At 74.1% G+C, this 14,483-nt stretch carries 10 protein-coding genes; 4 read left to right on the top strand and 6 right to left on the bottom strand.

What is annotated here, in order from left to right; all coding sequences use genetic code 11:
* Window positions 1–116: 116 nt before the first annotated feature.
* Entirely contained in the window at window positions 117–1,130 is a 1,014-nt protein-coding gene (locus ACWDCZ_RS08895) for a TetR/AcrR family transcriptional regulator C-terminal domain-containing protein (RefSeq protein WP_449815575.1), read from the top strand.
* A 147-nt stretch (window positions 1,131–1,277) separates the two neighbouring features.
* Here ACWDCZ_RS08895 and ACWDCZ_RS08900 read toward each other — a convergent pair whose 3' ends face one another.
* From ACWDCZ_RS08900 to ACWDCZ_RS08910, 3 genes are all read right to left on the bottom strand, one after another.
* Window positions 1,278–3,179, bottom strand: coding sequence for a hypothetical protein (locus tag ACWDCZ_RS08900; protein WP_449815576.1), 1,902 nt, complete (start codon window positions 3,177–3,179; stop codon window positions 1,278–1,280).
* A gap of 252 nt (window positions 3,180–3,431) precedes the next feature.
* Window positions 3,432–4,274, bottom strand: coding sequence for a TetR/AcrR family transcriptional regulator (locus ACWDCZ_RS08905; RefSeq protein WP_449815577.1), 843 nt, complete (start codon window positions 4,272–4,274; stop codon window positions 3,432–3,434).
* Between the two features lie 131 nt (window positions 4,275–4,405).
* On the bottom strand, window positions 4,406–4,915 hold the full coding sequence (locus ACWDCZ_RS08910) for an NUDIX hydrolase (protein WP_049649511.1): 510 nt from the start codon (window positions 4,913–4,915) through the stop codon (window positions 4,406–4,408).
* Between the two features lie 122 nt (window positions 4,916–5,037).
* On the opposite strand from ACWDCZ_RS08910, the gene ACWDCZ_RS08915 reads away from it, so the two are divergent.
* On the top strand, window positions 5,038–6,261 hold the full coding sequence (locus ACWDCZ_RS08915) for a serine hydrolase domain-containing protein (protein WP_049649512.1): 1,224 nt from the start codon (window positions 5,038–5,040) through the stop codon (window positions 6,259–6,261).
* A gap of 59 nt (window positions 6,262–6,320) precedes the next feature.
* On the opposite strand, the gene ACWDCZ_RS08920 is transcribed toward ACWDCZ_RS08915, so the two are convergent.
* From ACWDCZ_RS08920 to ACWDCZ_RS08930, 3 genes are all read right to left on the bottom strand, one after another.
* A complete protein-coding gene (locus tag ACWDCZ_RS08920) occupies window positions 6,321–6,644 on the bottom strand; it encodes a hypothetical protein (protein WP_049649513.1) in 324 nt (107 codons plus the stop codon).
* Between the two features lie 230 nt (window positions 6,645–6,874).
* A complete protein-coding gene (gene exaC / locus ACWDCZ_RS08925) occupies window positions 6,875–8,398 on the bottom strand; it encodes an acetaldehyde dehydrogenase ExaC (protein WP_449815578.1) in 1,524 nt (507 codons plus the stop codon).
* A 429-nt stretch (window positions 8,399–8,827) separates the two neighbouring features.
* Window positions 8,828–9,775: a terpene synthase family protein gene (locus tag ACWDCZ_RS08930; protein WP_049649515.1), complete on the bottom strand. Its 948-nt coding sequence runs from the start codon at window positions 9,773–9,775 to the stop codon at window positions 8,828–8,830.
* A 310-nt stretch (window positions 9,776–10,085) separates the two neighbouring features.
* On the opposite strand from ACWDCZ_RS08930, the gene ACWDCZ_RS08935 reads away from it, so the two are divergent.
* Both ACWDCZ_RS08935 and ACWDCZ_RS08940 read left to right on the top strand, forming a co-directional pair.
* Complete coding sequence (locus ACWDCZ_RS08935; protein WP_449815579.1) at window positions 10,086–13,100, top strand: ATP-binding protein; 3,015 nt, start codon at window positions 10,086–10,088, stop codon at window positions 13,098–13,100.
* A 250-nt stretch (window positions 13,101–13,350) separates the two neighbouring features.
* Window positions 13,351–14,418: an aldose epimerase family protein gene (locus ACWDCZ_RS08940; protein ID WP_082345467.1), complete on the top strand. Its 1,068-nt coding sequence runs from the start codon at window positions 13,351–13,353 to the stop codon at window positions 14,416–14,418.
* Window positions 14,419–14,483 lie beyond the last annotated feature (65 nt).

The following is a 14,483-nucleotide window of genomic DNA, read 5'->3' on the forward strand; positions in this document are numbered from 1 at the left end:
GCCGGGTGCGGCCGGATCGCGGGTGAACCCGGCTGTGGCGGCCGGTGGTTGGCGCATGGTGCGTCAACTGCTGTCGGCACCACGGCTGTTGAACGGCAGGTTGATGGTGGGATCGGGTGGCTGAGAGCGGGAGTCCCTCGGAGCGGATCGCGGCCGAGCTCCGACGTCGCATCGCGGCAGGGGAGTTGGCGCCGGGGGCGCGGGTGCCGTCGACCCGGCGGATCACCCAGGAGTGGGGCGTCGCGATGGCCACGGCGACCAAGGTGCTGAACCGCCTCCGGGAGGAAGGGCTCGTACGGGCCGTTCCCGGGGTGGGCACGGTGGTCGCCGGGAAGGCAGCTCCGGAGGAGGTCCGGGCCCGGGAGCCGCGGCGGGAACCGGCGCGGGAAGTGCGGCCGACGGCTGAGGCGACCGCGGCGCGGCGGGTGCGGGCGGGCGGCGAGGGCGAGCTCACCCGGGAGCGGATCGTCGCGACGGCCGTCCGGGTGGCCGACGAGGAGGGGCTGGCGGCGCTGTCGATGCGCCGGGTCGCGACCGATCTGGGCGTCGCGACGATGTCGCTCTACCGTCATGTGCCCGGCAAGGACGAGCTGTTGCGGCTCATGACGGACGTGGCGTTCGGGGAACAGCCGCTGCCCCAGCCGCCGGCGGAGGACTGGCGGGAGGGGCTGGAGACGGTCGCCCGGCTGCAGTGGCGGATCTACCGGCGGCACCCGTGGCTGGCCTCCACGATGTCCTTCACCCGGCCCGTGCTGGCGCCGGACGCCGCAGTGCACACCGAGCGGTCGATGGCCGCCCTGGCGGGGCGGGGTCTGAGCGGCGAGGAGATGGCCCAGGCGGCCGTCGCCCTGGCGGCGTTCGTGTGCGGGCTGGCCGTCCACTTCGAGCGGGAGGCGCAGGCCGAGCAGGACAGCGGGCTGTCCGCGGAGGAGTGGATGGACCGGGTGGAGGGTGAGGAGCACGCCCGGCTGATGGCGGATCCGGAGCGGTTCCCGATGTTCGACGCGATGAACCGGGGGCCGGAGATCGACCTGGGCCTGGAGGCGCTGTTCGAGTTCGGGATGGCGCGGATGCTGGACGGGGTCGGTCTGATGATCGAGCGGCGGGGGCCGGGGGCGGCGAACAGCTGACAGGTAACAGATTTCAGATTTCGTTCGCTGAAATCTGTCAGCTGTTATCTGTCGGTTGTTACCTGTCAGCCGTCAGTCGTCAGCTGTCCGTTGACGGCCGTCACCCGTTCGCGGTGACGGCGCGCAGCGGCTTCCCCCGCCTCCGGCTCAGCCGAACGGGCGGTTCTGCGGCTCGGCGTCCGCTTCCTCCGCCGACTCCGGTTCGGGAGCCGACAGGTCCGGGAGACCCCCGATGGCGAAGGGGTTGAAGTCCGGCGGCGGGACCATCACCGGCGTGCCCTTGCCCGGAGCCGGCTCCTCTGCCTCCCCGCCCTGCCCCGAACTCCGCTCCGCGGCCGCGGCGAGCGGTGCCTGGGCCGGGATGACGGGCGGGGTCGAGGGCGGCGGCGGGACGGCCGGGCCCTGGGAGGGGAGAGTCGTGCCGAACGGGTCGGCCTTCTGCTCGGCCGCGACCGTGGTGCCGAACGGATCGGCGACCGGAGCCGCCCCGGCGGGCCGGGTGGCGGGCGCGTCGCCCGACAGGTCCGGGATGCCCCCCATGGCGAAGGGGTTGAAGTCCGGCGGCGGGACCATCACCGGGGTGCCCTTCGGTCCGCCCTCGGCGTCCGGTGCCGCCTGGTCCCCACCGGCGGCGGGGACCTCCGGGGTCTCCGCGACCGGTGCGAAGGGGTTGAAGTCCGCGGGAGGCACCCGTACCGGTGTGCCGCGCAGGTGCACCGGCCTCTCCTCCGGCGCCTCCGCCGCTGCCTCCTCGACGGCGGCAGCAGGCGACGGGGTCGGGGCGGGAGCGGGCGCCGGGGTCGGAACGCTGCTCACCGCGGCGGCCGGGACGGCGGCCGCGGCGCCCGGGACCGGTACGCCGTCCCAGCCGAACTGGATGCTCTTCAGCAGCTCCGCGAACGCCTCCGTGTACAGCTCCCAGTCCTCCGGCCGTGCCGTGGACAGCTGGGCGCACAGCACCGTCCCGCCGTCCGGCAGCGGCACGAAGGCCTGGACGGCCGAGGTGACCACCCAGCGCCGCTGTCCGTCGGCGGCCAGCGGTCCGGGTACCGGGACGGTCCGGCCCTCGACCAGGACGGCGGCCGGTCCGGCCGGCAGCAGTACGGTCCACACCTCGGCGTGCCGCCGGACGGTGGCCAGCTCGGTGGCGAGCGCGGTGATCGGCAGCGGGTGCCGGGCGAGCGAGACGACCAGGGCGGCGTCCGAGGCGCGGTCGTCCAGCTCCAGCGCGCAGACGCCGGCGTACACGACGCCCGCGTCGCGGATCAGGTCGGCCAGGGTGGCGGAGATCACCGCGAAGTCGCGCCGCGGCTCCGGACCGGTCGCGCTGAACAGCTCCTCGGCGACCTCGGCCAGGTGCCGGGCCAGCTCATCGGCGGCCGCCACGGTGGCCGGGGCGCTCCCACCGCTCGCACTCCCACCGGTCGCGCTGCCGCCGGTCCGGTCCGCGCTGTCGGGCAGCGGGGGCACCGTACGGGCGGAGACGCCGGGCGGGCCGCCCGGGGAGGTCAGCGAGTGGAAGCCGGGCGGTACGACCAGCCGGACCTCGGCGCCCGCGCCGGTGGGCAGTTCGACCGGCTGGCGGGTCTGCTGCCCGGCCGCCAGCGCGGCCAGCGCGGGGGCGAACGGCGGACGCAGCTTGGCGTCGGCGAACTCGCCGGTGACCGGGAGCTGGAACAGCGCGGCCGAGGTGGTGCCCCGGTCGGCGATGGCACCGCGCACCGCGCCGCCGCCGTACCGGGCCTGGAGCGCGGTGACCACCCGGTCGGTGAGCCGCGCGCCGGTGCCCGGCCGTCCGGTGCCCGCGGTGGTCACCGTGCCGAGCCGGTCGAGGGCGGTGTGCACCGGGCCGTTGGGGGCCAGCGGCAGGGCGAACAGCGCCTCGGCGGCGGGGTGTTCGGCCGTCCGCAGGGCGCTCAGCGAGGCCGCCGGGTGGCGCGAGGTGTGTTGGTCGAAGAGGGCGTCGGTGAGGGTGCCGAGGGTCGCGCAGACCTGCTCCGCTGCCGCGAAGGGATTGGCCTCCACGCTGAACTGGACGTCCTGGGTCACCTGGTGAGCCCCCCGCTCTGCTCCGTCTGCTGTCGGTGGTTCGGGTGGGACCGGCCCCGGCGCGGCGGCGCGCCGTCAGATCCCTGCTCATTCCTATCAGAGCCCACTGTCCTGACCGAACCGCAGGATCACCCGATGATCACTTGGACGGTCGGCGAGCGGCGACGAGTCCGGCGCCGACCCCGGACACCGCTCCGCCGGGCACGGTTACCGCTCCGCCGGCCCCGGTCGTCGATCCGTCGACCGCGCGGGTCACTCGGCGGCGGCCCCGGTGGCCTGTGCGGACCCGTCGTCGGGGGTGCCGGCCGCGAGCGCGGTGACCGCCTCGACGATCCCCGGCACGGCGAACAGCCCCGCGAGGTCCCGCATCAGGCGCCCGGTCGGGCCGTCGGGGCGCTCGTCGGCGAAGAAGGAGGCCAGTTCGGCGGCGAGCGCCGGCTCGCGGGCGGCGGTGAGGGTGAGCGCCGCGACGAACTCCTGCACCAGGTGCAGCTGGAGCTCCGCCAGCGGCACCGAGCGCTCGGACAGCCACTCCAGCGAGGTGATCTCGGCGTTGGCGATCCAGGCCCGGACGGTCAGCCGCAGCCCGACGCTCGGCGCGGGGATGGCCAGGTGGGCCAGGATCTGCTCCTGGGCCGCCCGGCGCACGTCGTCGATCACCGCCGAGGTGCCCGCGCTGGCCGCCACCGAGCCGCCGCGCAGCAGGGCGGCGAAGCCCGGCCCGTGGCTCTGCACGAAGTCCAGGTAGCGGCCCATCACCCGGTGCAGCCGCTCCGACAGCGGCCCCTCCATGGGCTCCTCGAACCGCGCTGACAGTTCCTGCCCGGCCCGCCGCAGCGACTCCTCGTACAGGGCCTGCTTGCCGGGGAAGTAGTGGTAGACCAGCGGCCGGGAGGCACCCGCGGCGGCGGCGATGTCGTCGATCGACACCTCCTCCGGCGGCCGGCGGCTGAACAGCTCCAGCGCCACGGCGATCAGCTGCTCCCGCCGCTCGTCCACACTCAGCCGCCGACGCGGCCGCCCGCCCGCCGCCCCGGCGGATGCGGAGGTCCGTGCTGCGTGGTCGGCCGTCGGAGACGGCGTACGGGAGGCCATGCGCGCCACCCTAGTTCGTCGCGGGCCCTCCGGTGGAGCCTGGGGCGCGCCGCCCGTCGGCCCGCACGCCGTCTCCGAAGCCCGCACGCCGCCCCGCACCGCGAACCGTCGGCCCCGAGGCCTCGGCGGCGCTAGGCGGACCGGAGCTCCAGGTAGCGGCGGTAGGCCTCCAGGCCGTCGGGGACGAAGGTGTCGCGGGTGAGGCGGTCGGCGAGTTCGGCGGGGGTGAGCCAGGCGTGCCAGGCGACCTCGGACTCCTGGGGGGAGACCGGGCCGTCCCACTCCGCCTCGTACATGTCGCACCACCAGGAGAGCCGGTCCTGTTCGAAGAGGAACTTGAACAGGGGCCGCGGGGTGACGCCGTGGACGCCGAGTTCCTCCTCGGCCTCGCGGACGGCGGCCTCGGCGTAGGTCTCGCCGGAGCCGACCACGCCGCCGACGAACATGTCGTACGCGCCGGGGGCGAACAGCTTGGTGTCAGTGCGGCGGTGGACGAAGATCCGTCCGGCCGGGTCGCGGACCAGGATGAAGACGCAGCGGTGGGTGAGCCCGCGCCGGTACACCTCGCCGCGCAGGGCGGTCCCGATCACGCGGTCGTGCTCGTCGACGATGTCCAGCAGTTCTTCGGCAGGGTTGGTCATGGGGGACAGGTTAGGGTTTCGGGGCTCGGTTCGAACGAATTCGATCGAAGAAGGATCGAAGGAGATCGAAAACGAGCGCACATGGCAAGAGAAGCAGCGGAACTGGTCGAGGACGGCACGCGGTGGTGGAGATCTGGGGCGAGACGGCCGAGGGGTTCGAGCCCGTACGGGAGGCCTTCGCACGGAACTTCGCCGACTACGGCGAGCTCGGCGCGGCCTTCGCGCTGTACGTGCGCGGCCGCAAGGTGGTCGACCTGTGGGGCGGCGACGCCCGGCCGGAGGTCGGCGGCCGGCCGGCGCCCGCGGTGCCGTGGACGGCGGACACCGCCCAGGTGCTGCGCTCGGTCACCAAGGGCCTCACCGCGACCGCCGCGCTGCTGCTGGTCGAGCGCGGCCTGCTCGACCTGGACGCCCCGGCGGCCTCGTACTGGCCGGAGTTCGCGGCGGCCGGCAAGGGCCGGGTCCCGGTGCGCCAGCTGCTCTCGCACCAGGCCGGGGTGCCCGCGCTGGACGTGCCGCTGCGGCTGGAGGACGTGCTCACCTGGGAGCGCGCGGCCGCCGCCGTCGCCGCGCAGGAGCCCGCCTGGGAACCCGGCACCGCGCACGGCTACCACCCGTACACCTTCGGCTGGCTGGTCGGCGAGGTGGTGCGCCGGGTGAGCGGCCGGACCATAGGCCAGTACTTCGCCGAGGAGGTCGCCCGGCCGCTCGGGCTGGACCTGTGGATCGGGCTGCCGGCCGGCGCCGCGCCCCGGGTCGGCAAGCTGGTCGACCTGCCGGCCCCGGAGGCGGCGCGGACCGGTCCGAGCGGGCTGCGGCTGCGGCCCAAGCAGTCCGTCCGGGACGCCTACCAGGACCCGGCCTCGCTGACCGCCCGCTCCTTCGCCTCGGTGCGCCCCGGCGTGGACCTCAACGACCCGGCGGTGCAGGCCGCCGAGATCCCCGGGGCCGGCGGCATCGGCACCGCCCGGTCGCTGGCCCGGTTCTACGCGGCGCTGATCGGTGCGGCCGACCGTGCGGACGGCTCCGGCGCGCTGCTGCCGCCGCTGCTCGGCCCCGAGGTGCTGGCACGCGCGGTCGGGCCGGCGGTGAGCGGGCCGGACCGGGTGCTGATCGTCAACTCCACCTTCGGCCTGGGCTTCTGGCGGCACGGTCCGACCGCGCCGATGGCCTCCCCGGCGAGCTTCGGCCACCCGGGCCGGGGCGGCTCGCTCGGCTTCGCCGACCCCGACCTGGGGCTGGGCTTCGGCTACGTCACCAACGGCATGCAGCCGGGTGTCACCGGGGACGTCCGCTCGCGGAACCTGATCCGCGCGGTGCGGGGGTGCCTGGGGCTGGACCGGTAGCCCCGGGCCCGGCCGGTAGTCCCAGGCCTGGCTGGTGGCCCCGGGCCAGGCCGGTCGCTTCAGGCCTGGCCGGTCTCGAAGCGGCGGATCTTCCCGCCGTCGACGGTGAAGCGCCACGCGGTGCGCATCGTGCCCCAGGTCTCGTTGGTGAACTCGGCGACCAGCGCGTGGCCGCCGTGCGACTCGGTCTGGACGGCCATCCGGCCGTTCGGGCCGAAGATCTCCCGGTCGACCCAGTCCGCCAGGTCGCGCTCGGACCCGTCGTCGGACATGGTCGCGTCCGCGGCGAGCAGCGCGAAGAAGGCCTCGCGGTCGCCCGCGTTGACCGCGGTGACGAAGGCTCGGACGGCGGGGTCGCTGAGTTTCGTGGGGGCGATGGTCACGCGGGACTCCCGGATCGGGGTTGGGGTACGGGGAGTCCTGTCTACGGCTTTCGCGCGGGCCGTCCGGGCATGTCGGCGGCGCGTCGGTGAATTGGGCGCATTCATGTGCTTTGATCCCCGGAACAGGCGAATCGCCCCGGAGCCCGCCACGGGGAGTGGCGAGGAGCGGGAGGCCCCGGTGGGCCTCCCGCTCCGCTTTGCCGCTCCGCTCCCTGGAGGAAGCCGACTTCCTAGAAGAAGCCGACCGCGTCGGGGGAGTAGCTGACCAGCAGGTTCTTGGTCTGCTGGTAATGCTCCAGCAGCGCCTTGTGGTTCTCCCGCCCGATGCCGGAGTTCTTGTAGCCGCCGAAGGCCGCATGGGCCGGGTAGGCGTGGTAGCAGTTCGTCCAGACCCGGCCCGCCTGGATGGCGCGGCCGGCCCGGTGGGCGGTGTTGAGGCTGCGGGTCCAGACGCCCGCGCCGAGCCCGTACTGGGTGTCGTTGGCGAGGGCGACGGCGTGGTCGAAGCCGTCGAAGCGGGTGACCGAGACGACCGGTCCGAAGATCTCCTCCTGGAAGACCCGCATCGAGTTGTCGCCCTCGAAGACCGTCGGCGTGACGTAGTACCCGCCGGCCAGCGCACCGCCGAGGTCGGCCCGCTCGCCGCCCGCCAGGAGCTTGGCGCCCTCCTCCTGGCCGATCTCGAAGTAGGAGAGGATCTTCTTCAGCTGTTCGACACTGGCCTGGGCGCCGACCTGGGTCTCGGTGTCCAGCGGGTCGCCCTGGCGCATCGCCCGGACCCGCTCCAGGCCGTCGGCGAGCAGCCGCTCGTAGATCGCGGAGTCGATCAGCGCGCGGCTGGGGCAGGTGCAGACCTCGCCCTGGTTGAGGGCGAACATCGCGAAGCCCTCGACGGCCTTGTCGTAGAAGGCGTCCGAGGCGGCGGCGACGTCCGCGAAGAACACGTTCGGGCTCTTGCCGCCGAGCTCCAGCGTGACCGGGATCAGGTTGTCGGCCGCCGAGCGGGCGATCAGCCGGCCGGTGGTGGTCTCGCCGGTGAAGGCGACCTTGCGGACCCGGGGGCTGGCGGCGAGCGGGGCGCCGGCCTCCTCGCCGAAGCCGGTGACGATGTTGAGCACGCCGGGCGGCAGCAGGTCGGCGGTCAGTTCGGCGAGCAGCAGCACCGAGGCCGGGGTCTGCTCGGCGGGCTTGAGCACCACCGCGTTGCCGGCCGCGAGCGCCGGGGCGAGCTTCCAGATCGCCATCAGGATCGGGAAGTTCCACGGGATGATCTGGGCGACCACGCCCAGCGGCTCGTGGAAGTGGTACGCCACGGTGTCCTCGTCCAGCTGGGAGAGGCTGCCCTCCTGGGCCCGCAGCGCACCGGCGAAGTAGCGCAGGTGGTCGACGGCGAGCGGGAGGTCGGCGGCCAGCGTCTCGCGCACCGGCTTGCCGTTCTCCCAGCTCTCCGCGACGGCCAGCCGCTCCAGGTTGGCCTCCATCCGGTCGGCGACCCGCAGCAGCACCTGCGCGCGCTCGGCGGCCGAGGTGCGGCCCCAGGCCGGGGCGGCGGCGTGGGCCGCGTCCAGGGCGGCCTCGATGTCCTCGGCGGTGCCCCGGGCGACCTCGGTGAACACCTCGCCGGTGACCGGGGTCGGGTTGCCGAAGTACTCGCCGCGCACCGGGGGCGTCCAGTCGCCGCCGATCCAGTGCTCGTACCGGGAGCGGTAGGCGACGATGCTGCCGGGGGTGCCGGGGGGCTGGTAGACCGTCATGCTCGGTGTCTCCTCGCTGCGTCGGGTGCCGTCGGCGCGGCTCGGGCCGCGGGCGGCACGCCGGACCGCCCGGTCAGGGGGCGGTCCGGCGGGAGGGGTGGGACACGCCATCGGACCGGCGCCCCGCCGGGCGCCCGCCGTCGAGCACGATAACCGCCCGGCGCCCGGCGCGGCTACGGTCCGTACGCCGGGCCCGTACGGAGGGTGTGTCCGCCGGCCGCTCCCGGGGGCGTGCCGACGGGAGTCCGGAGCCGATCACCAGGGGCGCCCCGGAGCGGATCACCTCGGGCGCCCGGAACCGGATCGCTGCGGGGCGCGCGTTCCGGCCGCGTTCCCGCGGCGTGCCGCCGCACGCCGCCGCGTGGCCCGGACGGCGCTCCCGGGGCGGGCCGCCGTACGCCCGTCGGGCGGTTCGGGGCGGGCGCCCGGTCAGACCGCGTGGTACCGCCCGGTGCGGGCCTCCCAGCTGAGGTAGCCGGCCAGCCAGGTCAGCAGTCCGTCCGCGTACCGCTCGGCGATCACGCGTTCGATCCGGGAAAGGCCCAACTCGCGGTGGACGTCCGGCAGTCGGTCGCGCAGCTCGGCGCAGCGGTCGACCATCAGCTGGGCCTCGGCGATGACCGCCGCGCAGGCCTCCTCGGCCGAGCAGCACCGTTCCCGCTGGACGATCATGACCAGGTTGTTCACGTCCCCGCGCGGCGCCTCCAGCGGGTAGGAGCGCACGTCGTTGCTGAGGGACGGTATGTCGGCGGCCAGCTGGCGGAGTTGGCGCAGCACCGGGTGGTGCAGGACGGCGGCCGGGACCTCGAACTGGCCCAGGCGTTCGACCATGTCGAAGATGGTCTCCATGGCCGCGGTGCCCCGTCGGAGCTCCAGGTAGCCGTCGCGGTCCGGCGGCCGGGTGGAGATCCGGCCGGCCGCCTCGGCCGGGTGACTGGCCAGGTAGTACTCCCAGTTGTAGGCGGCGCGGGCCTGCCAGCGGGCCGGCATGCCCTGGACGCTGCGGTCCCACAGGTCGGCGAACGCGGTCTCGACCGGGGAGTCCTGGTCGGGGCGGGCACCGTGCAGGACGGCGATCAGCCGTTCGCAGATCGGGGCGACTTCGGCGGGGCGGCGGCCGAGCGGGCCGTCGAACTGGTCGTCGAAGAGGAAGTAGAAGCCCATCAGGTCGGCGGCCAGGGCGAGTTCGTCCGGACCGGCGTCCGGGTAGCCGAGCGCGGCGAGGTCCACCACTTCCCAGTGGGCGTAGCCGGGGTGGTCGGCGTCGGGTAGCAGGGGGTGGCGGATGAGCCAGTCCCGGTGCAGTGCGGTGGCGCGCGGGCCGTGCGGACTGCGGCGGTGCGGGAACGGAATCTGAAGTGAGGTGTCGTCAGACATCGGACTCCCGGTGCAGCGGAGGTTGGGGGCGCTTTTTGTTCGAGCGCTGATGGTGGGGGGAGTTGACGCGGCGAGGCGCGGGCGGTGGGGGTGGGTTCCGCAAGATCATCCGAACCTCGAAGGCCGTAGGGTATCTGATGCAATGATCGGACGTTAGGGATATAGGGCAGTTGCCCTTGACAAGCCGCCCGAACCCTCACCGTCCGCCCCAGCCTGCACGAATGCCCCACGGGAACGGCCGCGCGGCGCTAACCTCGGCTGCACGCAGTGATGGAGCTGTGACGCGAGCGGGCGAGGCGGAGGCACGACGGTGACCGAGCAGGAGAACGCAATTCGGGCGGGTGCTGGTTCCGCCCACGAGGGCGACGGCACCGCGCCCCGGGTCCGGCTGCACGACCGCGACTCCGAACTGCGCTCGGTGGAGGCCGCCGTGGACCAGCTCTGCCGCGGCTTCGCCGCAGGTGGCACCGAGATCGGTGACCTGCTCACCTTCTCCGGCCGCCCCGGCATCGGAAAGACCAGTCTGCTGCACGAGGTCCGGCGGCTCGCCAAGCTCCGCGACGGCGCCACCGTGCTCTTCGCCCGAGGTGGAGAACGGCAGTTCAAGGATCCGTACCACGTGCTGCGGCAGCTGCTCCAGCCCGTGCTCAGCGACCTGCCGCCGGACGTGTTCGCCCAGGTCATGGGCACCTGGGAGGAGGTCGTCGGACCGGCCATGGGCCTCAAGCAGCCCAAGGCCGGCGCCCGCCGCCTCGACCCGCAGGGCGTGCGCGACGGCCTCGACTACGTCCTCACCCAGCTCGCGCCGCGCCGGGCGCCGATGGTGATGATCGTTGACGACCTGCACTGGGCGGACGGGGAGTCACTCTCCTGGCTGACCAAGTTCGCCATCCGATCGAGTGAACTTCCCGTCCTGCTCGTCTTCGCCTTCCGGGAGGACGAGAGCGACTGGCCCACCGAGACCCAGGAATTCCGCCGGGCCGTCCTCGGACTCAAGGCGCGCAGGCACGAGCTCAACCGCCTCAACCTCAGCTCGGTCACCGACATGATCCGTGCCGAGCTCGGCGACAAGGCCGAGGAGGCCTTCTGCTACGAGTTCTGGAACGTCGTCAACGGCAACCCGTTCGAGGTCATCGCCCTGCTCGACCAGGTCCGCGACCAGGAGCTCGAACCGGTCGAGGAGAACTCCCGGCAGCTGCGCGAACTCGCCGTCGACGCCACCGGGATGACCCTCAAGAGCTGGCTGGACCGGCTAGGCGCCAGCACCCTGCGGTATGCCTGGGCCTGCGCGATGCTGGGCACCGACATCCGGGTCGACCTCGCCACCCGGATCTCCACCCAGAGCACCGAGGGCGCCCGCGAGTCCATCAAGCAGCTGCGCAAACAGCGCGTGCTGACCCAGACCCCCAACGGGAACCTGGAGTTCGTCCACCCGCTGATCGCCAGCTCCATCTACAACACCATGCCGGACGCCACCCGCCTCGGCATGCACGGCATCGCCGCCGCCGAGATCGAGAACGCCGGACTCGGCCTGCTCGCCGCCTCCCGCCACCTGGTCGAGACCCACTCCGGCGAGGGCGACGACCGGATCGTCAAGAAGCTGCGCCGCGCCGCGATCGAACACCAGCTGATCGGCGCCCCCGAGGCCGCCCAGCGCTGTCTGCACCGCGCGCTCAACGAGCCGCCCGCCGACGAGATCAAGGCCGAGGTGATGTACGAACTCGGCTGCTCCGCACTGCTCACCGACCCCGTCGCCACCGTCAACCAGCTCAAGCTGGCCCTCGACCCCGACGAGCTGCCGCTGCGGCCCGAACTGCGCGTGGACGCCACCTTCCGGCTCTCCGAGGTGCTCGCCCACGCCGGTGAGCTGGGCGAGGCCGCCCTGGTCTGCCAGCGCGAGGCCGAGCAGACCGTTGACCCGGCCGGGCGTCAGCGGCTCCAGGCCGCCTCGTTCATGTGGCACGCCTTCCGCAAGTCCGAGGAGGACGGCCCGGGCCGCTCCGCCCGGCTCGGCGAGATGTGCCGGAGCCTGAACGGCAAGGAGGCCTCCGCCCGGGCCGTACTCGCCATGCGCGCCTGGGACCTCACCCTGCGCGGCGCCCCGTCCGCGGAGGCGCTCGCGCTCGCCGACGAGGTCCTCGACGGCGGACGGCTGCCCAAGGGCCTCGGGTGGACCGACACCACCTGGGGCTTCGAACTGCCCTCGATGCTCTGCCTCACGTACATCTACAACGACCGCATCGCCCAGGCCGAACGGCTGGCCGCGGACGCCATCATCCAGTTCGAGGTGGCCGGTTGGAGCGGTGCCCACCGGGGCTTCGCCTACTTCCTGATGGGCCTGGCCCGGTTCCGCCGCGGCCTGCTCGCCGAGGCCGAGGACTTCCTGCGCCGGGCGCACCGCATCTCCGAGCGGATCGGGGACATGCTGCCGCTGGCCTGGGACGCGGTCGGCGTGCTGGTCGACACCCTGCTCGCCCGCGGCCGGATCGATGAGGCCTGGCAGTTGGCCAACGACTCCGGCTTCCACCCGCCGTACTACGCGACCGCCATGGTGCTGCCGGACGCCGCCTCGTTGTACGGCAAGCTGCTGGTCGCCAAGACCCGCAACGCGGGCGCGGCCGCCGCGCTCACCGAGGCCGGCTCCCAGCTGGAGATCCGCGGCTGGCGCAACACCGTCTGGGCGCCCTGGGCCGGCCACCTCGCCATCGCGATCGCGGGCGACGAGCCCGAGCGCGCCCGGGAGTACGCCCAGAAGGCGGTCCATGACGCGCGGGCCTTCGGCACCGCCTCGGCGATCGGCAGCGCGCTGCGGCTGTACGCGCGGATCGAGCACGGCCGACAGGCGGTCGAGCTGCTGGAGGAGGCCGTGGCGTACCTCGGGCAGTCCCCGGCCGGCTACGAGCACGCCGTCGCGCTGGTCGACCTCGGGGCCGCGCTGCGCCGGGTCGGTCGGCTGGACGACGCCCAGGAGTGCCTGTACCAGGGCATCGAGCTGGCCCAGCACTGCTCGGCGGAGGGGCTGGTCGACCGGGCGCGGCAGGAGCTCGCCAACTACGGCCTGCGGCCCAACCGGGTGGGGCTGCGCGACTTCCGGGACACCCTGGAGACGCTCAGCAGCTCGGAGTGGGAGGTCGCCAAGCGGGCCGTGCAGGGCGTGCCGCCGCAGCGGATCGCCGACGAGCTCGGGGTGCCGATCGGAATCGTCAACCGGCGGCTGGCGGCGGTCTACCGCAAGGCGGGCAGCGGGCCGGACGGCCTGGCCTCGGCGCTCGGGCTGCCGCCGCAGCAGCGGGACCTGGGGCGGCTGGGGGACCTGAACGACTAGGCGGGCGACCGGCCGGTGCCGGGCGCGGCGGTCAGCGCCCGGCGGTCGGGTCCGGCGCCATGTGCGCGGACGCGCCCGGCGTGCGGGTGGTGGACGGCGGCGCGCGGGGCGGCGCGTGGGCTGGTGGAAGCGCCCCCGCTGCCGCCGCCGTCGCTAGGCTGACGGACACGGGGCTGCCGCGGCGCCCCCTCGACGGACCCGGAACCGGGCGGACGCGGTGCAACGCCCGCCGCCAGTGAGGAGCAGGCCAATGGCGAGCGAGGCCACCAGCGTGCGGCAGGAACCCCTGGACCCTTCGGGCGCGGGTGCCGCGATCGAGCGCTGGACGCTCACGGCCGGCCCGTACGAGGCGAGCGTGCTCACCCTCGGGGCGACCCTGCACACCCTGAGCGCACCGGACCGCTCCGGCCGCTCCGCCCAACTGCTGCTGGCCACCGACCGGTTGTCCGAGATCCTCGGCCCGGCCCGGCACTACGGCACGGTGGTGGGCCGGTACGCCAACCGGATCGACCGTTCGTCGGTCACCATCGACGGCGAGGAGCACCAGCTCGCTCCGACCGGCGGCGGCATGACCATCCACGGCGGTCCGGACGGCTTCGCGCACCGGATGTGGGCGGCCGAGCCGGTCGAGGGCGGGGTGCGGCTGGCGCTGCACAGCCCGGACGGGGACCAGGGCTTCCCCGGCGCGTTGGACGTCACCGTCACGTACACCCTGGACGCCTCCGGCGAGCTGGTGATCGCCTACCGTGCCGTCACCAGCAAGCCGACCGTCGTCAACCTGACCAACCACGCGTACTTCAACCTCGCGGGTGAAGGCAGCGGCGACGTCCTGGGCCACCTGCTCACCCTGGACGCCGACGCGTACACCCCGGCCGACGAGCGGCAGATCCCGTACGGCCGGACCGAGCCGGTGGCCGGCACGCCGTTCGACTTCACGGCGGCCACGCCGATCGGCAAGTCGGTGCACGACGAGCACCCCCAGCTGGCCGGGCCCGGCGGCTACGACCACAACTGGGTGCTGCGCGCCCGTCCCGCGGACGGGGCCCCGGCGCGGGCCGCGCTGCTGGAGGACCCGGTCAGCGGCCGCACCCTGGAGGTGCTGACCACCGAGCCGGGCATCCAGGTCTACACGGCGAACAAGTTCCAGGGCGCGGTCACCGGCGCGAGCGGCGTCCCGTACGGGCCGTTCGCCGGGATCGCCCTGGAGACCCAGCACTTCCCGGACTCCCCGCACCACCCGGCGTTCCCCAGCACGGAGCTGCGGCCGGGGGAGGAGTTCCGCTCGACCACCGTGCTCCGGCTGGGGACCCACCAGTAGGACCGGTGGGAAGGGCTGACGGCTGGGACCGACCGGCAGGGCTGATCAGGAGGACCGGCTGGCCG

This window comes from Kitasatospora sp. NPDC001225 (assembly GCF_053597855.1).

Coding starts and splice junctions, on each gene's coding strand:
- ACWDCZ_RS08930 (WP_049649515.1), bottom strand. CDS start 9,775: ATGTCTGACGACACCTCACTTCAGATTCCGTTCCCGCACCGCCGCAGT.
- ACWDCZ_RS08905 (WP_449815577.1), bottom strand. CDS start 4,274: ATGGCCTCCCGTACGCCGTCTCCGACGGCCGACCACGCAGCACGGACC.
- ACWDCZ_RS08940 (WP_082345467.1), top strand. CDS start 13,351: ATGGCGAGCGAGGCCACCAGCGTGCGGCAGGAACCCCTGGACCCTTCG.
- ACWDCZ_RS08910 (WP_049649511.1), bottom strand. CDS start 4,915: ATGACCAACCCTGCCGAAGAACTGCTGGACATCGTCGACGAGCACGAC.
- exaC (WP_449815578.1), bottom strand. CDS start 8,398: ATGACGGTCTACCAGCCCCCCGGCACCCCCGGCAGCATCGTCGCCTAC.